This is a genomic window from Streptomyces sp. NRRL WC-3549, assembly GCF_000721935.1.
GTDB lineage: Bacteria > Actinomycetota > Actinomycetes > Streptomycetales > Streptomycetaceae > Streptomyces.
Genome location: NZ_KL585394.1, coordinates 123063 through 141511 on the forward strand (window position 1 = coordinate 123063; position 18449 = coordinate 141511).

General features: G+C 71.2%; 19 protein-coding genes and 2 pseudogenes. 4 read left to right on the top strand and 17 right to left on the bottom strand.

Annotated features, from left to right (window positions below):
• Window positions 1-360 precede the first annotated feature (360 nt).
• The 4 genes and pseudogenes from IH13_RS0111220 to IH13_RS37230 all read right to left on the bottom strand — a co-directional run bounded on the left by IH13_RS0111220 (window position 361) and on the right by IH13_RS37230 (window position 4322).
• Window positions 361-816, bottom strand: a complete 456-nt coding sequence (locus IH13_RS0111220; RefSeq protein ID WP_031083416.1) for a hypothetical protein — start codon at window positions 814-816, stop codon at window positions 361-363.
• Window positions 817-1049: 233 nt separating this feature from the next.
• Window positions 1050-1871, bottom strand: coding sequence for a class I SAM-dependent methyltransferase (locus IH13_RS0111225; protein ID WP_031083419.1), 822 nt, complete (start codon window positions 1869-1871; stop codon window positions 1050-1052).
• A 365-nt stretch (window positions 1872-2236) separates the two neighbouring features.
• On the bottom strand, window positions 2237-3319 hold the full coding sequence (locus IH13_RS0111230; protein ID WP_158791125.1) for a hypothetical protein: 1083 nt from the start codon (window positions 3317-3319) through the stop codon (window positions 2237-2239).
• Between the two features lie 246 nt (window positions 3320-3565).
• Window positions 3566-4322: pseudogene (locus tag IH13_RS37230) on the bottom strand (prepilin peptidase).
• A 104-nt stretch (window positions 4323-4426) separates the two neighbouring features.
• Here IH13_RS37230 and IH13_RS0111240 point away from each other — a divergent pair.
• Window positions 4427-4840, top strand: coding sequence for a DUF192 domain-containing protein (locus IH13_RS0111240; protein ID WP_051835816.1), 414 nt, complete (start codon window positions 4427-4429; stop codon window positions 4838-4840).
• Between the two features lie 50 nt (window positions 4841-4890).
• Here the strand turns inward: IH13_RS0111240 and IH13_RS0111245 are convergent, their stop codons facing one another.
• Complete coding sequence (locus tag IH13_RS0111245; protein ID WP_031083424.1) at window positions 4891-6090, bottom strand: glycosyltransferase family protein; 1200 nt, start codon at window positions 6088-6090, stop codon at window positions 4891-4893.
• Window positions 6091-6477: 387 nt separating this feature from the next.
• On the opposite strand from IH13_RS0111245, the gene IH13_RS0111250 reads away from it, so the two are divergent.
• Window positions 6478-7485, top strand: coding sequence for a hypothetical protein (locus IH13_RS0111250; RefSeq protein WP_234433271.1), 1008 nt, complete (start codon window positions 6478-6480; stop codon window positions 7483-7485).
• A gap of 95 nt (window positions 7486-7580) precedes the next feature.
• On the opposite strand, the gene IH13_RS0111255 is transcribed toward IH13_RS0111250, so the two are convergent.
• The 3 genes from IH13_RS0111255 to IH13_RS0111265 all read right to left on the bottom strand — a co-directional run bounded on the left by IH13_RS0111255 (window position 7581) and on the right by IH13_RS0111265 (window position 9821).
• Entirely contained in the window at window positions 7581-8186 is a 606-nt protein-coding gene (locus IH13_RS0111255; protein ID WP_031083427.1) for a hypothetical protein, read from the bottom strand.
• A gap of 186 nt (window positions 8187-8372) precedes the next feature.
• Entirely contained in the window at window positions 8373-9107 is a 735-nt protein-coding gene (locus tag IH13_RS0111260) for a hypothetical protein (protein ID WP_031083429.1), read from the bottom strand.
• 267 nt (window positions 9108-9374) lie between these two features.
• Window positions 9375-9821 carry an ATP-binding protein gene (locus IH13_RS0111265; RefSeq protein ID WP_051835817.1) on the bottom strand — a complete coding sequence of 149 codons (447 nt, stop codon included), beginning with the start codon at window positions 9819-9821 and terminating at the stop codon, window positions 9375-9377.
• A 314-nt stretch (window positions 9822-10135) separates the two neighbouring features.
• Between IH13_RS0111265 and IH13_RS0111270 the strand changes: the two genes are divergently transcribed.
• Together IH13_RS0111270 and IH13_RS0111275 are read left to right on the top strand one after the other, a co-directional pair.
• Window positions 10136-10987 carry a helix-turn-helix domain-containing protein gene (locus IH13_RS0111270; RefSeq protein WP_031083433.1) on the top strand — a complete coding sequence of 284 codons (852 nt, stop codon included), beginning with the start codon at window positions 10136-10138 and terminating at the stop codon, window positions 10985-10987.
• An 11-nt stretch (window positions 10988-10998) separates the two neighbouring features.
• Window positions 10999-11190, top strand: a complete 192-nt coding sequence (locus IH13_RS0111275) for a hypothetical protein (protein WP_031083434.1) — start codon at window positions 10999-11001, stop codon at window positions 11188-11190.
• Window positions 11191-11263: 73 nt separating this feature from the next.
• On the opposite strand, the gene IH13_RS0111280 is transcribed toward IH13_RS0111275, so the two are convergent.
• The 9 genes and pseudogenes from IH13_RS0111280 to IH13_RS0111320 form a co-directional block, all read right to left on the bottom strand.
• Entirely contained in the window at window positions 11264-11878 is a 615-nt protein-coding gene (locus tag IH13_RS0111280) for an OmpA family protein (RefSeq protein WP_037841122.1), read from the bottom strand.
• 29 nt (window positions 11879-11907) lie between these two features.
• The gene (locus IH13_RS0111285) at window positions 11908-12498 is read right to left on the bottom strand and encodes a hypothetical protein (protein WP_031083438.1); all 591 of its coding nucleotides are present in this window, start codon (window positions 12496-12498) and stop codon (window positions 11908-11910) included.
• 29 nt (window positions 12499-12527) lie between these two features.
• Window positions 12528-13172: a pilus assembly protein TadG-related protein gene (locus IH13_RS0111290; protein ID WP_031083440.1), complete on the bottom strand. Its 645-nt coding sequence runs from the start codon at window positions 13170-13172 to the stop codon at window positions 12528-12530.
• Complete coding sequence (locus IH13_RS0111295) at window positions 13169-13402, bottom strand: hypothetical protein (RefSeq protein WP_031083442.1); 234 nt, start codon at window positions 13400-13402, stop codon at window positions 13169-13171. Before IH13_RS0111295 ends, IH13_RS0111290 begins: the two co-directional genes overlap by 4 nt.
• A gap of 203 nt (window positions 13403-13605) precedes the next feature.
• Complete coding sequence (locus tag IH13_RS0111300) at window positions 13606-14742, bottom strand: response regulator transcription factor (RefSeq protein WP_031083444.1); 1137 nt, start codon at window positions 14740-14742, stop codon at window positions 13606-13608.
• A gap of 59 nt (window positions 14743-14801) precedes the next feature.
• On the bottom strand, window positions 14802-16172 hold the full coding sequence (locus tag IH13_RS0111305) for a sensor histidine kinase (RefSeq protein ID WP_031083446.1): 1371 nt from the start codon (window positions 16170-16172) through the stop codon (window positions 14802-14804).
• 122 nt (window positions 16173-16294) lie between these two features.
• Entirely contained in the window at window positions 16295-17182 is an 888-nt protein-coding gene (locus tag IH13_RS0111310; protein ID WP_031083447.1) for a DUF5936 domain-containing protein, read from the bottom strand.
• A 31-nt stretch (window positions 17183-17213) separates the two neighbouring features.
• Window positions 17214-18152, bottom strand: coding sequence for a type II secretion system F family protein (locus IH13_RS0111315; protein WP_031083449.1), 939 nt, complete (start codon window positions 18150-18152; stop codon window positions 17214-17216).
• A gap of 96 nt (window positions 18153-18248) precedes the next feature.
• A pseudogene (locus IH13_RS0111320) lies at window positions 18249-18449 on the bottom strand (CpaF family protein); the annotation flags it as partial.

Consider the following 18449-nt stretch of genomic DNA (forward strand, 5'->3'; position numbering starts at 1 on the left):
GGGTTACGGACCGGCCCGAGGGGGGGGTTTCCACCATAACCCTTCGTAAGTGATGCTGCGTGCCACGCCACTCCATCATTACTCTCCGAATTCACCGGAATGCGCTGTGAGCACGATTCCGCGTTCTTTTCCGGCCGGGAGTTCGAGGGGTACGGGACGGTTTCCGGCCCGGGTGGCGGCCCGGGCCGCCTGCGGGGGCTGGAGGAGCGGGTGGAGCGGGTGGGCGGTTGACGGTGGGCGAGGCCACCGACGGCGGCACGCGTGAGGGCGGCCGGTTCCCCCGGCCGGGACGGCGGGACGGCGGGTCGGCGCATTGCGGGTCGGCGGGGCAACGGGTCGGCGGGTCAGCGGGGCAACGGGTCAGCGGGTCAGGAAGCGGATCGTCACGGTGTCTCCGCCGGTGACCACGAAGTCACCCTCCTCGCACCGGAGGACGGCCTCGTGCACCTTCTCGTGTGCGCCCCGCCGCTCGTGCGTGCCGACGATCGTCCAGGCTCCGGTGTACGGGAGCGGCGGCAACTGGGGCAGCGGGCCGAACTCCCACTGGCCGGCGGGTACGCACCAGTCGGGCAGGGCGGGCCAGGCGCCGGAGGTGATCCCGAGCGTGCCGTCCGACGCGCAGGTCAGCAGGACCGAGGCGCCCCCGTCGAGGACGAACTCCACGGCCTCCGGTTCCCCCGCACGCCCTTCGGGCCGGTAGAAGAGCCCGTGGACCGCGCTGATCCGCGCCCCGGTGAGCCAGTCGGCCCTGCTGCGGCGCCGGCGGCCTGCCGGGCGGGTGGCCTCTCCGCCGGACGTGTCCCTTCCTACCGTCATGACCCGCTCCTTCGTTGTGCGCTCGGCCAACAGGGTCGCACTACCTATGAGGAGGACGGTGGGGCAGGTGAGCTCGTTGCGTCTGCCGTGCGGGGCGGGCGCGTTGCCGCGTGGGTGTGGGGCGTGGGGTGTGTGGTGCGGGGTGCTGCGGGGGCGTGGGCGCGAAGTCGCCCTCACCGTACGGCCCGGTGTGCTCTCCGTCGTGCGCGCGCCAGGCCGTCGGCACGTCGGGGTCACCGGGCTCTGCGGGCCTCGATCAGGAAGCGTGAGCTGTGCGCGACGAAGGGCCCGTCGGCCTCGATCTCCCGGTGCAGCGTGTGTAGTTGCGGCAGATAGGCATCGACCGTGAAGCCGGGGACCATCCAGATGACCTTGCGCAGGAAGTAGACGACGGCCCCGATGTCGGAGAACTCGACGCGCAGCCGCTCCGCGCGCAGATCGACCACGTCCAGCCCGGCGGCCTCCGCGTCGGCCGCCGCGCGCTGCGGGTCCCGGGCGGCGCGTGACGCGGCCGGCTGCGGCCCCAGGAAGTACTCGACGACCTCGAACACGCTGGCCGGGCCCACCTGCTGGGAGAAGTAGGTGCCGCCGGGGGCCAGCACCCGGGCGATCTCCTCCCACCAAGTGGTCACCGGGTGCCTGCTGACCACCAGGTCGAAGGCACGGTCCCCGAAGGGCAGCGGTGGCTCGTCCGCGTCCGCGACGACCACCGCGCCGCGCGGGTGGAGCAGTTCCGTGGCGCGGGCGATGTTCGGCGGCCAGGACTCGGTGGCCACGGTCAGCGGGGGGAGCCGGGGCACGGAGGCCAGGACCTCGCCGCCGCCGGTCTGGATGTCGAGCGCGGACTCGGCCCGTGCCATGCGGTCCGCCATGGCCCGGGCGTACCCCCAGGAGGGGCGCTGCTCGGTCGCCCGTCCCTCCAGCCAGGAGAAGTCCCAGCCGTCGACGGAGACCGCGTCGGCCTCCGCGACGAGGGCGGCGAACCGCGCGTCGGACTCCGGGCCGGGGGCGGAGGGGGAGGAGGCGGGCGCGGGGTCGGCGGGCGGCGGGGTCATACGGCCAGCGTGACAGCGCCGCGTATCGAAAAGCGACCGTTTAACCCTGCGGCGAGGCACTGCGCGGACGCGTGACCGGCGGACGCGTGACTGACAGACGCGTGACTGGCGGACGCGTGACCGGCCGCCCAGCCGCCCAGCCGCCCGGCCGCTCGGCCCTCTGCCCGTCCACCTGTCCGCCCGGCTCAGGCCGCGAGGCCCGCCGGTTCCCATTCCCCATGTCCTCCTGAGCGCGTATGAGCTGCCGCGGAGTGGGCCGTACGGTCAGATGCCCCGACTGCTCGACCGAGTCATGTGTCCCCTGAAGGCGATGGCACGGGCTCTCCTGAGCAGGCTCGGCGTGCCCCGCGCCTTGGCGGTCGCCATCAGCCGTCAAATGTCCGCCATGGAATGTCCAGCCGGCGCAGAGGGTGCAGTGCGCTGCGTTGCGCGGCGCCGATCCAGACCTGGAGCTTGTCCTCGTCCCGGTCTGCTGTGACGTCGGCGACCAGGCCGGGAGCGACCAGAAAGTCCCTCGGTGCGACGGGTGACAGGAACGGCCGCAGGGGCACGCGCTGGAGGCAGCCTTCGAGCGTGGGCAGGGAGTCTCTGGGAACGTCGTGGGAGAGGGCCAGGTAGGGGGCGGTCAGGGCTGCTTCGTGCAGCAGGAACTGCAAGAGGAACCCACTCAGCGGTTCCTGTTCGGGCACTGGGTGATCATCTTCCAGCCAGACGGTCGGATCGGTGTCGGTGGCACCGGGCTGCCAGGGGAACGACCAGGTCCAGCAGCCCTGGTTCTCGACGCCGAAGACCAGGCGCTCCGCGCTGTTGTCCGGGCGCAGTCCACTGGCCGGCAGGATCGTGTTCTGCCTGCCGGAAACGGCCGGGTGCCGCGCGGCCAGGTGGTAGAAGTCGGCCAGCGCCCACGGAACAGAACCCGGTAAGTCGGTGACCAGTCCGTCTGTGCCGGTCGCCGGAAACCAACCCTTGACGAAGAGCTCAAGGGCCTTACCACGGTCGGTGTTCACGTGGTCGAGCCACTCCAGGCCGGGAAGGCCAGGTGGCGTGGTCGGCGGCCGGACTCTGTCGAGCACCTCCTGGTCCAGTTGGGAGTCGAGGCGCAGCACGCAGAGCATGAATCGGTCGTTGCTCCGTTCACCTCTCACCGGCCGTGCCGTGCCGAGGTAGATGCATGCCTCTTCGAGCCGGACGAACACGTGCACGGGTCGGCGGGGATCTTCGTCCCAGATCCGTGAGGCGAGCCTGGCTGGGCCCGAGCCGTGCAGCCGGAACTCCCTGCTGTTCCACACGCAGCTGGTGGTCAGGCCATCCACGGCGTCCGCAATGATCACGGGCTCCGCCGCGCCGAACCCGACGACGGCGCCGCCGATCGTGAACATTTCGGCGTCGGGCCCGACGAGAGCCAGGGCCTCGGCTTCATCGACCAGGTCCAAGCAGGTCAAGGGCATGGCGGCGAGTGTAACCAGGCCGGACAGCGCAGTAGCCGGGCGATCGTGGCGGGTGGGCCGGTGGAGTCTCGCGACGCCGATGCCTGCTCATGACCGCCCCCGGCATCGCGCGCAGGTCACGGCGCCGGTGTGCCGCCGACGACCGATCACCACCCCGGGGCGGAAAGCGACTACGAAGAGCAGAGAGACACCCCATTTCCGGGTTCCTTGAGCCGGACAGGGGCCACGAGCCCCTGGAAAGGGGCATCAGAAAGTGGACGCTGCGAGGCCGCCGAGCAGCAGGCCGAGCAGGGCGCCCCCGATCATGAACGGGCCGAACGGGATGCCGGTCTTGCGCCCGGCCCGGCGCAGCAGCAACAGCCCGGCCCCGTACACCGCTCCGAACAGGAACCCGGCGAAGCCCCCCGCGCACAGCACCGCCCACCCGTACCACCCCAGGGCCACCCCGAGGGCCAGGGCCAGTTTCACGTCGCCGAAACCCATACCGCTCGGGTTGATCAGGAAGAGCAGGAAGTAGAAGCCGCCGAGCGCGGCCCCGCTGAGCAGTGCCGTCGTCCAGGAGCCTTTGTGCCCGGGGAGCAGGGCGGCGCCTCCGAGCAGCAGGGCCACGGCGCCGGCGAGCGGCAGGGGCAGCGCTGTCTCTTATACACAGCCCGACGGCCCAGGCGAGGGCCCCGCAGGCGAGCACGGTGACGGCCGGGGCGACGGCGACGGGGGCGTAACGACGGGGACGCACGGCCGGAGCGCCGGTCCCCGGGGCGTGCTCGTGGACGGCCTCGGAGGCGGCCTCGGAGCCCTGGGGGGTGGGGACGGGTACGGCACAGCTCGCGCAGGCGACCGAGCCGAGCCAGCCGCGCCCGGGACCGGTGAGCGCGTGCCCGGCCGGACACGCCTCCCGCCACGGTTCCTCCGGCTCGACGGAGAACCGGTACGCGACCCGTGGTAACAGCAGTCCGGTGGCGGCACCCCAGAGCACGGCGACCGCAATCAGTGTGGTGTCCACGGGACGGACCCTAATCGGCTTCCCCTGTACGGGTCTTGGGCCCTGGGGCCCACGGGGGTCGTTGTGGACCCACGGCGGCGGTACGAGGACTACGGTCGGTGCCCATGGGGACTTGGCGCAACGGCAGCGGCACACTGACGGTCGACGCGGACGCCGACGCGGGCCCGGGACCCGTCGAGGCGGGGGAGATCCCGCTGCGGATCGCGGCCTCGTACCGGGCGCGGGCGAAGGGGCTGCTCGGCGTGGACGGCGTGGACGGGGCGCTGCTGATCTCCCCGTGTCAGAGCGTGCACACCTTCCGGATGCGGTTCACCATCGATGTGGCCTATCTGGACCGGGGGTTCAGGGTCCTGGCCGTCCGCACGATGAGGCCCGGCAGGCTCGGGCTGCCCAGGTTGCGGGCGCGTCATGTGCTGGAGGCCGAGGCGGGGGCGATGGAGCGGTGGGGCCTGCGTCCGGGCGGCCGGGTGCGGGTCTCGGCGGCGCCGCGCGGGGAGGCTCCGCCGCCTGGGCGGTGACGCGTTCGGCCGGCACCGTGGTGTCGTGCCCCACGACCCGTGAGCCCGGATCAGGGCGGGCCCGGCCCCAGCAGGGTCCACGCCCCGTAGCCGGCGGAGGCGAGCGCCAGAACGGTGAGTACCCCCACGGTCCTGGCGGTGGACCGCAGTCGGAGCAGCGCGAGCGCCGGCGGGATCAGGAGCGGGAAGGCGGGCATCATCAGCCGTGGCCGGGACCCGAAGTAGCCGGAACCGATCAGCGAGATCACGACGATCGCGATGCCGTACACGAGCACGGGGAGCGGCTGTCTCTGCCGTACGCACAGGACCACCAGCCACCCCAGCAGCCCCAGCACGGCGCAGAGGCCGAGGGCGGCCGGCAGGGGGAGCCCGGCGATGAAGGCGGCCAGCGCCCGGCCGCCGTCGATGCTGTTGCCCCACTCGGCCTGGACCTCGAAGTAGGCGAACGGGCCGCCCTGGCGCACGGCGACGAACACGACGTACGCCAGCCAGCCCACCGGCGCGAGGCAGACGCCGATCAGCATGCGGGCCCGCCGTCGCAGGAGGCCCGGGCGCGGGCCCGACCGGTACTCCCGTACGAGGGTGACGGCGGCGGTGACGGTGAGCGCGGCGACGAGGGCCGCCGCCGAGGGCCGGGTCAGCCCCGCCAGGACGCTCAGCGCGCCCGCCACGATCCAGCGGTCCCGCAGCACCGCGTACAGCGCCCAGGCGGCGAGCGCGGTGAACAGGGTCTCGGTGTACGCCATCGACTGGACGAACGCCGTCGGGTACGCCCCCCACAGCGCGGCCAGCACCACTCCGGCACGCCGTCCGTGCAGCCGCGCCCCTACGGCCCCTATCCCCCAGGCGGCGAACAGCCCGGCCAGCCAGGCGACGGCGATCCCGGCGCCCTGGAGGGTCAGCGGGGTGGCGGCGGCGAGCGACCGTTCCAGGGCGGGCAGCAACGGGAAGAAGGCGAGGTCGGGGTGGAGGGTGCCGTCCGGGAGGGTGGCGGTGTAGCCGTAACCGTTCTCGGCGATCCGCTGGTACCAGACGGAGTCCCAGCGCCCGCCGAGCAGGTGCCAGGCGTCCTTCCCGGCAGCCGAAGCCGCCCCCTGGAAGACGAGCAGCCCGACGGCCCGGACGGCCGCGTACGCCGCGAGGGCGGGGGCCGCCGCGGTGAGCGCCGCCCGGGCACGGAGCCGGACGCCCGCGGCGCGGGGCGGCGCCCCGGCGGCGGCAGGCCGGGGCAGGGTCTGGTTGTCGGGCATACGGCCGATTATGACGACCGGGGCCCGGCGGCCGTCCCGCCGTATCCCCGGCACGGGTCCCTCCCACGCCGCGCGGGGCCCTCCCGCGCCGGCCGTCGGGGCCGGGGGGCCGGGGGCCGCAGGCCGCAGGCCGCAGGTGCCAGGAAGGGAGAGGACCGAGGCCCCGCCCTGCCAGGAGTGCCGCGTTCCCCTCTCGCACCCGAGGAAGGGGCCCAGCCCGGAGAGGCCGTCCCGTCGTACCGGAGCCGGGCCGGGCCGACCGGGCCGAGCCGGGCCGACCGGGCGGTGCCCACCCACGCGGAACCGGACCAGGCGGAACCGAACCGGGCCGGGCGGAGTTATCCACAGGCCTCAGCGGGATCGGCGCCGGGCGTGCATCGTTACCCCATGAACACTCACTGTTACCCCATGGACACCCGGTGGATTCCGCCCGCGACGCAGGAGACCCGCGCCGGGAGAAGGCAACGTGAACTGCGCGCGCTCGACCGTCTCGCGCCCGGTGGCGTGCTGTTCACCGCCCGGGCCAAGGCGGCGGGGTGGCCGCAGCAGCTGTTGAACCGCCGACTCGCCCAAGGCGGCTGGCAGCAGGTCCACCGAGGCGCCTGGGCCGCCCCGGGCCGTCTCCTCGACTGGTTCACCCATGCCTGGGTCGTCCACACCTTGCAGCCTCACCTGGTGTGCAGTCACCGCACCGCTGCGGCTCTGCACAAGGTGGAGGTCTTGACAGCCACCCCCGGCCACCGCCCGCTCACCGCGGAGTTCACCGACCCCCGCCCCGGTGCCCGCCACCGCGCCGGTGCCCGCGTCCACCGTCTGAGCCTCGCCCCCGCCGACCGGACCGTGCGTCGGGGACTCCGCACCACGTCCGCCGTCCGCACGGTCGGCGATCTCATACGGTGCCTTCCGCGCGAGCAAGCCGTCGCCGCCGCTGATTCCGCCCTCGCCACCCGCACCGTCCATGGTGTCCGGCGCCCCCCTCTGCTGACGGGCCACGACCTGCGTGAGGAACTCGACACCCACCGCGACGGGGCCCGCCGTGCCCGTACCTGGCTTCCTCTCACCGACCCGCTCTGCGGCTCCCCCGCCGAGTCCGTCGCGCGTCTGCTTCTGCTCGACGCCGGGCTGCGGCCCGTGTCCCAGGCCCGCCTGCGTGCGCCCTCGGGTGCCGTCCTGCGCCCGGACTTCTTCTTCCGCCCTCAGGGCCTGGTCGTCGAGATCGAGGGGTACGCCTTCCACGGCACGCGTGAGGCCCACGCCCGTGACCTCCGCCGCTTCAACGAACTTCAGCGTTGTGCGGGTGTCCGCAGGGTCGTCCGCTTCACCGCGGTGGAGGTCTTCCGCGCTCCCGGCCGCGTGGTCGCGGATGTCCGGGCGGCCCTGAGGGAGCTGGCATGATCCTGCGAGCGTTCGCACCACTTCCAGCCCACGACCCGGCCGACGGAAGTCGTCCTCTTTCTCCGAAACGCTGTCTTCTGTGGCGCTGGGCGTGGTCAGACGCTGTTGGTCGCGCTGCCGAAGAGGCGCCAGGGCGACTGGACGACGGAGCCCAGGGCCGCGAGCTGGGGGTGCCGGGCGGCGATGTCCTCCCGTACGGCGACGGCGTCGGGCCAGCCGTCGAGGAACGCCGTCCCGGCGACGACCAGGCCGTCCCAGTCGGCGCCGGCGCTGACACCCGTACGGTCGAGGACGAACCCGACGCACAGGACGGACGCCCGCCCCACGGTGAGCCTGACGGCCCGTATCACCCTCTCCCGCTCCGGCAGGGGAAGCCCGTCGAGCCCGAACTCGACCGCCACAGCACGGTCCCCAGCCTGCCGTATGCGCATCAGGACGTCCAGGTCGTGGCGCACCCACAGCCGGACGCCGACTGCGGGCAGCCGCTCCAGCCCGGACAGGGACAGGAACTGCTCCCGCGTCACCACGGACCGCGTGCCGCCCGCCCCGGTCGGCGAGGAGGGGTCGTGGCTGTCCAGCAGGACGCGCCCGGTGACCGGATGCGCGATCCGCAGGCCGGCGGCTTCGAGGTCGGTGAGCAGGGTCAGGGCGTCGGCCCGGGTCCAGCCCAGGTGGTACGAGTGGAAGAAGCCGGGACTCATCGGAACGCCTCACCCCATCATGTGCGCACGCCACCCCTGCACCGGTCGGCCGCCGGACCGGCTCACCGGCGAGCGTACGCAGACACCGCCCCTGGCGCGTGGGCCCAGGGGCCCACCGTCGGCCCCAGCCTGGTGCCGGGTGCGGGTACAGCGCGCCGGAGCGCGGCCCGAACTCCGGTGCCGCGCTCACCAGGTGGGACGCGGCGCCGATACGGGCAGGGGCTCCAACGCGCCCGCGTCGGCGAGGGCCCGGTGTGCGGCCATGACCGCTTCGGTGGAGTGCCCGGTGCCCAGGACCAGCCCTCCGTCCGCCGTGCGGTGGCGTGGGCCGGGCAGTTCCCCGGGCACGAGGGCGGCGCGGTTCGCGGAGAGGTACGTCGCCCAGCCGCAACGGGGCTGCGAGTTGTGGAGGCCGAAGGCGGCCTTGACCGTACGGAACAGTTCCCGGTCGTACGTCAGCCCGGTGTCGGGCTCCCAGGACTCGGCGAGGGCGACGAGCGCCTGAGGCAGCCGGTCGCTGAACGGCGCCGCCGAGCCCGCCCCCACCGCCGCTCCGGCCCCGGGCGCAGGGAACAGCTGAAGCACCGCGGTGAACGGCGTGCGCACGTCGCTGCCTCCTCCCTTGGCCCTGAGGTACGCGTAGGCGCCGTTCGGCCACCGTCCGACCACGGCGGCGGACCAGCCGATGATCTCGGCGTCCTCCTCCGGCCCTCCGGCCTCGACCACGGCGGCGAAGTCCTCGGCCTCGGGAGGGACGGGCTCCCCCACGCCCTCGCCGTCCACGTCCTGACGCCAGTCGACGGGCACCCCGGCCGACAACTCGGTCAGCCGGCCGAGTGCCGCCGTCCACCGTGCCGCCAGCTCCAAGAGGGACTCGGGGCGGGGGCCCCAGGACACCTTCACCACCAGTTCGCCCGACATGCGCGCCTCTCCGCCCTTGTGCGTCCGCTGCCACTCCTCCTACCGCAGTGCGCTTGCACCCACACGCCCGTGCCGCCGATTCCGCTCACCGCCCCGCCGGAGTCTTGGTCCTCGGGCAGCATCCGTCTCCCCGGCTGCCCTGGCCTGCGCGCGCTGACCGCCGGAATGCTGTCCTCTCGTGATCGTCGGCGCCAACACCGTGGCCGTGACGGCCGACTCCCCCAGGGCGGTCCGGCGGACCGACCTGGCGACGCCGCTCGCAGACGTTCAGCGGGGAAGCACGGCCCAGGACTTGACGCCCGGTTGTCCGGGGCGGGCGCTACGGACACCCCACTCGCCACCCCAGTCCCCCACGACGACCGCCACCAGCCACAGAGCACGGCGGCGGAGCGGATCGCACCCGGGATGCCCGGAGTGCTCCGGGTGCTGGTCCCAGACCAGGAGCCGGAGCCTCTCGTCACGATGCCGGAGAGACAGGTAGAGGTCACGGCCCGGCGTGAACGTGGAGGCCACGGCGACCATTTCCGCAGCGACGCTCACGGCCGGCCACAGGTACCCCGTCAGCCCGTGCACCCGGAGCGCGGCGGCGACCGCCGCCCGCGCGACGGAGGCGCTCCGGGGGTCACCGGGCAGAGTGAGGCTGAGGGCGGGCTGCGGCGGGGAACCGGTGTCGCCGGAGGCGAGGCAGGAGGCGGTGGAGGGGTATGGGTGCATGCGTGGGCTCCCCTTGTACGGAGGAATGTTGGTGGATGCGTCTCTCTTGCACGTCCGAGCGCACAGGGGCCCAGCGTCTTGACCGATGGACAGTGGCTCGTCTCCCTGGCACGGGCCCGCCCCTCCCAGGGCAGGAGGTTGCGGACTGGCCCGCGCGATGCACTTCTTGCCCATCGGTACGTGAGCAGTGCACCACCGAACGTAGTGGATGCGGGGGCAAAATAGCCCCACCTTCGGGGTAAGTTAGCCCTTTCGTGATCGGCTCGTACGCACAGGCGGCAGACTGCCTTTGACCGCAGGCGGAAAGGAACGGCATGGCAGCAAGGACGTCTCCTACCCAGCGACAGAGGCGACTTGGCGCTGAAGTCCGGAAGATGCGCACGTCGGCAGGGCTGTCAGCAGGGTCCGCCGCCAGCCTCCTTGGTGTCGATCGCGGCAAGATCTCGAACATCGAGTCGGGAGCCCGCGCCATCAGCCCTGAGCGTCTGCGGGTCTTGGCGCGCGCGTGTGCCTGCACGGATGCGAGCCTCGTGGACGCACTGGTGGACATGGCCCAGCCCACGACGCGCGGCTGGTGGGAGCAGTACCGCGAGGCTCTTCCCAGCAAGTTGGGGGACATCGCCGAGCTGGAGTTCCACGCGGTCCGGATGAGGGCGGCCTACTCGATGCACGTTCCCGGCCTTCTTCAGACCCCCGATCACGCCTTGGCGTTGTTCAGGGTCGTTATCCCCGCTCTGTCAGAGCGTGACATCGCGCTCCGCCTCGCCCACCGCTTGGAACGTCAGGCGACTTTGAACGGCCCGTCCGCAACGCCCTACACGGGGATCATCCACGAAGCCGCCTTGCGCATGCAGTTCGGTGGCGCTTCTGTCGCGCGGGCGCAACTCCTGCACCTCATCGACAAGTCGGAGCAACCGAACGTGCGACTCCTGGTCATCCCCTTCGAAGCCGGAGCCATCCCCGGAGCCGGCCAGACCGTGCTCTATGCGGAAGGCCCCGTGCCTGGGCTCGACACCGTGCAGATCGACAACTCGCACGGCCCCGACTTCCTTCACTCGGACTCTCAGCTGGCCAAATACCGGGCCCATCTGGACTGGATGGAGAACGTCGCGCTACAGCCCGAAAGGGCGCGGGACTTCATCCGCGCCATCGCACGTCAACTCTGAGGAGACGATCCATGCGAGAGATCAACTGGGAAGAAGCCTTCTGCGGCGAAGGGAACTCCTGCTTCCGGCTGGGTACAGACAGCCAGGGCAACGGCTACATAGCCAAACAGGGCGAGGAGGGCGCCTACCTCACCGACACACGCGAAGCGCTCCAGCAAATGATCCGCGACATCAAGGCTGGCAAGGCCGACCACCTGTTGTAGTCCGCAGCCCACCACAGCCGGAAGCCCGTCTCCGCGGACACACTGCGGGGACGGGCTCCTCCTTGTTGCAGGATCAGTCCTGGGAACCCTCGGTCCTCTGGAACGAGATCTCCACACGGCGGTTCTTCTTGCGCCCCTCTTCGGAGCTGTTGTCGGCGATCGGGTACTGCTCGCCGTAGCCCCGGATCTCGAAGGTGATGCCGGAGCCGGTCAGCGCCTTGTCCAGAACGTTGTGCACGGCTTCCGCTCGCTCCTTGGAGAGGACGTCCCCGTGCGCGGAGGAACCCAAGTTGTCGGTGAACCCGAAGACCCGGACCTTCTTGGCGTCCTGCTTCTTGATCTCGGCAGCGATCGCGTTAATGCGGCTGTTGGCGTCGGAGCTCAGCTTCGCGCTGTCCTTGCCGAAGAGGACCTCGGCCTGGAGAGCGAACATGATGTTGGTGTTGGTGTCCTCGCGCCGTTCCTCGCCACCGAGGTCTTCCACGACGGATTTGATGTCGAGGACCTTCGGGGGGGCGAGGGTGGCGCCCTCGGGCAGTTTCAGGTCTGAGTCGTTGGCGTCGATCTCAACGGGGGCTTCTGCAGAGGCCGAGGGGTACGGACTGTCGTCGGCGACGGCCTGGGAGTGCGCAGTGAACCCGTACGCGCATACGCTCACGAGGAGGGTTGTGGCCGCGCGAAGCCGCATACGCTGCGCGGTGGCGATTGCAGCGCTCATCAGGGAATCTCAACCTTCGCGGTATTGAACCCGGGGAACTGGATGTCTACCTGCTTGGATGACTCAGCCGGGGCCGGGAACTGCGCGAAGAACGTGAGGGATTCTCCAGCATCGATGCGAGGAGCGAAGCCGGTTGTGGTGAGCGGACGGTTGTCGGTGTCGCGGAGGACGTAGTACCGCTTCTTCGCCAGCGAGTCCACCAACGTCATACCGGCCAGAGAACGACCTGTCCTACTGACCTCGGCCTCTTCTCCACTCCAGGAGACCGGAGTCGTCCAAAATTTGGACCCATTATTCTTGAATTGCCCAGAGACGGTAACAAACCCCCCCTCATCGCGAACGACGGAGTTAACGACCATGTCGATACCTTGATCATTCTTGATCGTCACTAGGACGTTATCCGTGTCCGGGACAGTTCCCCCGCCGCCGTTGGCATCGTCAGTCTTTGCCGGGGCCGACGAAACCGACGCCTCACCCTTGGGCGCGCCTCCGCCATCGCTACCACAAGCAGTCAAGGACAGCGCGAAGGCAACTACCAGCGCTGCAGCACCCCCGGCGCGGCGCACCGTCCTCACGTGCGCATTAGTCATGGGACCCGTTCCTTTGCGTTCGGTTGTGATCAGTCTTCGCTCAGTCGGACAGTGAAGAGATCGACCATGCTGGGCATGAGTCCCAGGTTCTCCGGATCGATAATCCAGTCCCGGGTCGCCTCACAGACGAGCTTGCCCGGAGAGGGCCGCTCCTCGCCATCCGCCTCGCCAGCACCGGCAGGAGGTTTCTCGGCCCGTCCATTCGACTGAAAAACACAGCGGGGTTCGACCACAGCAACGGCCTGCGCTGCCGCCCGCTTCCCGGCAATACCCGGAATCAGGTTGACGCTCATCTTCTTGTCCGATTTGACCTGAACCCTGAACCCCCACCGCCCATCGAAAACCATGGCGCAACTAACGTCGCCGGCACCATTCTGCGCGGCAAACCGGTAGGCTTGTGCGCAGCCGTTGTAGGTACCGGCAAGATCGCCACCGAAGACGTCACGGAGATAGCGGCTGTCCAAAATATGGGCAATCAAGTCACCCCTGAGCGCATCGCGGGATTCCTGTGCTGCAGCCAGCGCTGCCGCATCGGCCGCGCTCTGAGCACCATTTCGCTTGACGTCCGCTTCTCCGAACACAAGAAAAACTAGCGCAAGAAAGAGCAGACCGGTTAATGCCGTGATGTACAGCGGTGCGGCCTGCCCTGTCTCGCGACTAGTGCCCCGTATCACCTGCCAAGGACCTCGTTGATCTTGTTCGTGAACGAGTCGGCGATGGTCGCACCCATGTTCGTGTTCAGCAGCGCCACCACGATCGCCACCACCAGAATCGTGATGCCCACGTATTCGATCGCGCCCTGGCCCCTGTCCCGGCGGCGCTTCATGTGCTCGACCGTGGTCTTCGCCCACGTGTTCACGTAAACCTGCGTCGTGGCGGCGGCCTTCAGGGCGATGTTCGACATGGGATTCCCCTCCGAGTTCGGCCGACCGGCGATCGGCCGACGCTGCTGCGTGCGTCTTCGCGTCGTCCGCGCTTCCGGCTTCCCCCTGGCCGGTCTCGCCTCCGACGGGAGAAACGTACGCCGGGAAAGGCCCCGTCCGCATGGGTCTGCGGGCCCAACTCCGGGCCCACGTGGCCGGTTGAGGCTCCGAGTCCGGCCTGTGCTCAGCCATGTCTCGTCGACCCCCCGGACGACAGGCGGTGCCAGAGGGCGATGGCCTCGCCCCGGCTGCCGGCGTTCAACTTGGCGAAAATGCGGTTGATGTGGTTCTTGACGGTCTTCTGGCTGATGAAACAGGTGGCCGCGATCTGCTGGTTCGTCATGCCGGACGCGATCAGACCCATCACTTCCACCTCCCGTTCACTCAGCTCGTCGACCATGCCCCGGGGCGCGGGCGCGAAAGCCTCCGCGCTCGAATGTCCCACATCGGGTTGCGCGAGCGAAGGGTTTTGAGCGAACTGCGACCATGCCGGATTCGGCCCGACATGCCCTGCGTGCGGGGCCTGTCCCGATGCGGAGTTTGCCCGCTCCTGCGTGATGTGTGCGGTTGCAGACGCCGGGCCCGTCGGTGGCGGGGTGGGACGGTGGCCCTGGCCCGGGAGCGGCGCGCCGAGGCCGTCCGGGAGGTGCCGGGTGGGCGGGGTGGCGGGTGCGCCGGCCCGTAACGACGCCAGGAGTGCGCTGGAGGCCGAGTGCGTGAAGTGGGCCCGGCCCGCCTTCGTGTCCCGTACCGCCGCGACCAGCTCGCCCGCGGTGAACTCGCCGTGGACCAGGTATCCGCCGGCGCCGAGCCGCAGTGCCTCGTGGACGATCTCGCTCTCACGGCTGTACGTCATCATCAGCACCGGAGCGATCCGGACCAGGTGGGGCAGTGCCGAGATGCCGTCGACACCGGGCATGCGCACGTCCAGCAGGATCACGTCGGGCCGGTGCCGTACGGCCATTTCGTACGCCTCGCGGCCGTCACCGGCCTCCGCGACCACGTCCGCGTCCTCCCGCCCCTGGAGCAGGACCGTGAGGCCCGCCCGGACCACCGGATTGTCGTCCGCCACCACGACTCTCAGCGGGGACGGCGGGGGCGTCGCCACCGGCCCGGGGAAGGGCGGGAGCTCCGAGGAGGGCGGGAGCTCCGGAAAGGGTGGTCGCTCCGGGGAGGGCGGGAGCTCCCCGGACGGCGCGGACGGGACGGCGCCTGGGGTGGGGGGCGAGCTGAGAGGGCTGGGGTGTACGGACGTGTGCTGCGAGGCGTGCGGGCGCTGGGTCCACTGCTCGCCGGAGGTGCGGGGGTTGTCGTCCGGCATGGTGCACGGCCTCCTCTCTCGAAGGTGGGGACGGTGGTGTGGCGGCTGTCGTTCCCGGGTCAGTCACGGCTCCGGGAAGACTGTCCCGGCATCCGCCCGAGCGGGGGCGGACCTCCGGGGTTCGTGGGTGGTGCGGGGGGTGCCAGGCCCATGGCGGCTAGGGAGAGGTCGAGGCGCACCTCGGTCCCCCGGGCCGCCTCGCCGCGGCCGATCCGGATGCGGGCGCCGACGGAGGCGGCCCGTTCGACCATGCCGACGAGGCCGAAGTGCCCCGCCTTCTTCAGTTCGGCCAGCGAGGTGCCCGGGGGCAGCCCCTCGCCGTCGTCGTACACGCTGATGCGCACCACGTCGCGGACGAGCCCGGCGGAGACCGCCACATAGCTCGGGTGCGCGTGGCGGTGGGCGTTCTCCATGGCTTCGGCGGCGATCGTCAGGGCGTGCCGGGCGACGGCGGGCGGGATGGGCGGTACGGGCCCCGTGCCCAGCCGCCTGAAGTCCGCCTTCAGGCCGTGGCGGCGGGCGAAGTCGGCGGCCCGCGCCTCCAGTTCGTCCAGGACGTCCACGCCGCCGTCCAGGCCGGACTCCCGGCGCAGGTCACAGAGCAGCTCGCGGGACTCGGCGGCGGCCCGGCGGGCGGACCGGGCGACCAGTTCCGCCTGGTGCTTCACCGTGAGCGGGTCCATACGGTCGGCGGTGCCCGCCAGTCCGTCGGCGGCGAGGGCCAGCCCGTGCAGGGTCTTGGCCACGGAGTCGTGCATCTCGCGGGCGAGGCGGGCCCGTTCCTCCTCCACCGCGCCGCTGACCGCGAGGCGTGCCCGGGTCTCGGTGAGCGCCTGGGACGCCGCTCCGAAGCGGAGCAGCAGTCCGCGCAGGCTGCTGCCGACGGCACCGGCCATGATGCAGAGCCCCACCATCAGCAACGCCGACACGCCGGCCTCCGCCTCCCGGCTGACCCCGTACGCCGTCGCCAGCAGCACCGTCTGGAGCACGGCGAAGACGGCCCCGCCGCGCCAGCCGTAGACCAGGCCGGCGAGCAGCGGGGTGCATACGGTCACGTACGAGAGGGTGGACCCGGGGGTGGCGGCGAAGAGCAGCAGCGCGCCGAAGAGCATGTCCGCGCCGAGCAGCGCCGGGTGGCGCAGGAGGACCGGGCCGAAGCGCTCCCAGTCCCGCATGAGGATGTACGAGACCATGACGGTGACCAGGACGGCGGCCCCCACCAGCCAGCTGCCGAGCTCGTCCTCGACCCCGGTCAGCGCGAAGGGCGCGGCCAGGGCGGTCATGGCGAGCCGGAACCCGTACAGCTGGCGGCAGAGGGCTTGGAGCGCGTTGACCTGGATGGGCAGCGGGGGGACGTGGCCGGGAGCGCCGTCCGGGGTGGCCGCGTCGGGGCCGCCGGTCAGGGCGGGGCCGCCCGGTCGTCGTCCCACGGTCCTCTCCTCCTCGCCCTCGTCCTCGTCCCCCGGTACCCGTCCAGGGCGGTCGGCCGCCGTCCCATGCCGTGTCCGCCGTCCCGTCGTGTGCCGCTCCACGCCCCGCCGCGCCGCCTCCCTCAGGTCCCGAAGACATCGCCGATGTTGACGTCGGCCGCGTAGTAGAAGCCGACGGCGATGAGGATCATCGTCCCGGGGAGCATGAAGCTGGTGACGATGAGCGTGGCCTTCGGTACGGCCTTGGCGGCCTTCCGGCGGGCGTTCTGGGCGTCGGTGCGCCGCATGTCGTTGGCGATCTGGATGAGGGTGTCGACGATGGGTGCGCCGAGCTCCTCGCCCTGCTGGAGGGCGGAGACGAACATGGAGACCTGCTCCGACTCGTTGCGTTTGCGCAGCTGGTCGAAGGCCTCGCGCCGGCTCACGCCCATGTCCATCTGGCGCAGGGTGATGCGCAGTTCGTCGGCCCACGGGCCGGAGTACTTCTCGGCGACCCTCTCCAGGGCCTGGCGGAAGCCGAGTCCGGCGGAGACCACGACCGCGAGGACGTCGAGGAAGTCGGGCAGCGTCCGGTCGATGTCGTCCTTGCGGCGGCTGATGGCGGACCTGATGATCACATCGGTCCAGAAGTAGCCGTACACCCCGAACAGGACGGCGAGGACGGTCTGCCCGTTCATGAGCATGGACAGGGCCGCCACACCGCCCAGACCGGTGTAGACGGCCCGGCGTGCCGCGTAGCGGTCGACGGTCATACCGCCGGGGTTACCGGCCATGTCCAGTTTGCGGCGTACTTTGTCGACCCGCTTGGGGCCCATCATGCGCAGCACCTGGGGGGCGTACCGCATGCCCACCCGGTCGATCGCGGAGCCGGTGGCCGTGGTGCGGGTGGCGCCGACCTCCAGGGCGACGGCCAGGTCGCCGGGGAGCTTGGCCTCGGCGCGGTACATGCGGATGCCGTGGAAGGCCCCGTAGACGGCGAGGCCGAAGACGGCCGCGATCAGCAGCTCCATGGTGCCGCCCCTTTCCTGTGTCGCCGGGCCGTCAGATACGGACGCGGGTGAGCCGGTTGATGAAGAAGAAGCCCAAGGCATACAGGCCCGCCGCGATGACGACGGCGATCCGGCCGGGTGTGGAGCCGGTCATGTCGTCGAGCGCGCCGGCCCGCATCCCGTTGATGAGCAGCAGGAAGCCCAGGCCGAGGATCGGCACCGCGACCGCCGTGACCTTGACCTGCGACAGCAGGGTGGTGACCTCGCGCCGGGTCTCCTTGCGCTCCTCCAGGGTCTCGGTGAGGTTGCGCAGGGACGAGACGATCGTGCCGCCGGCCCGGTTGGAGAGGATCAGGGTGGAGACGAGGACGGTGAGCTCGCGGGAGGGCAGGCGTTCGACGAGTTCGTTGAGCGCGTCCTCCAGCGAGTGGCCCACGGCCAGCCGGTCGGCCACCTGGCGCAGCTCCTCCTGTGCCGGGTTGTCCAGCTCCTCCACCGCCATGCCGATGGCGGTACGCAGCGCGAGCCCCGCCTGGGTGGCGTTGGCCAGGACCCGGGTCAGCTCGGGGAGCTGGTTGATGAAGGCCTCGGTGCGTCTGCCGCGCTGCCAGTTGAGGAAGGCGTTGCCTCCCCACAGGCCCAGCAGGACGGCGAGCAGGCCGAAGAACGGCGCGAAGACCGAACCGACGACGAAGTAGAGGGCGAGCAGCGCGGCCACGACGTAGACGACGTACTCGCCGGGTGTCAGGTCCAGGCCGGTGGAGGTGATCTTGCGTCCGATGCGCTTGCCCAGCGCCGTCCGGCGCAGTCGCCGGTCGATGCCCCGGAAGCGGCGGGTGCGCCCCCCGACGGCCGGCTGCCCGGTCTGGGACATCCGGTCGAACAGGAGCTGCCGCTGCGCCCTGCCCGCCGAGTAGCCGTGCACACCGAGCACGCCGAACAGGCCGGCGAGCAGCGTGACGCCGATCGTCAGGAGCGGGAGTTCATCCATGGCGGGTGTGAACCTTCTCGGTGAGCGGTGGGTGGGGTGGGGGCCGTCGGGAGGGTGGGCGGTGGCGGCGGGCGGCGAGGCCGCCGGGGGCCCGGTTCAGGCGGTCGAGCGGCGCATGACCAGGTGCTCCTCCGACCGGGCCACTCCGAACGCGGCCGGGACGGCCTCACTCGTCATGTGGAGGCGCTCGGCGACCCGTCGCGGCAGCGGGTAGTACTCGAAGGCACCGTGGACGTGCCCGTCGGGGCCGACCGGCTGGGACCTGAACCGGCAGACGGAGACGATGCGGTAGTCCTC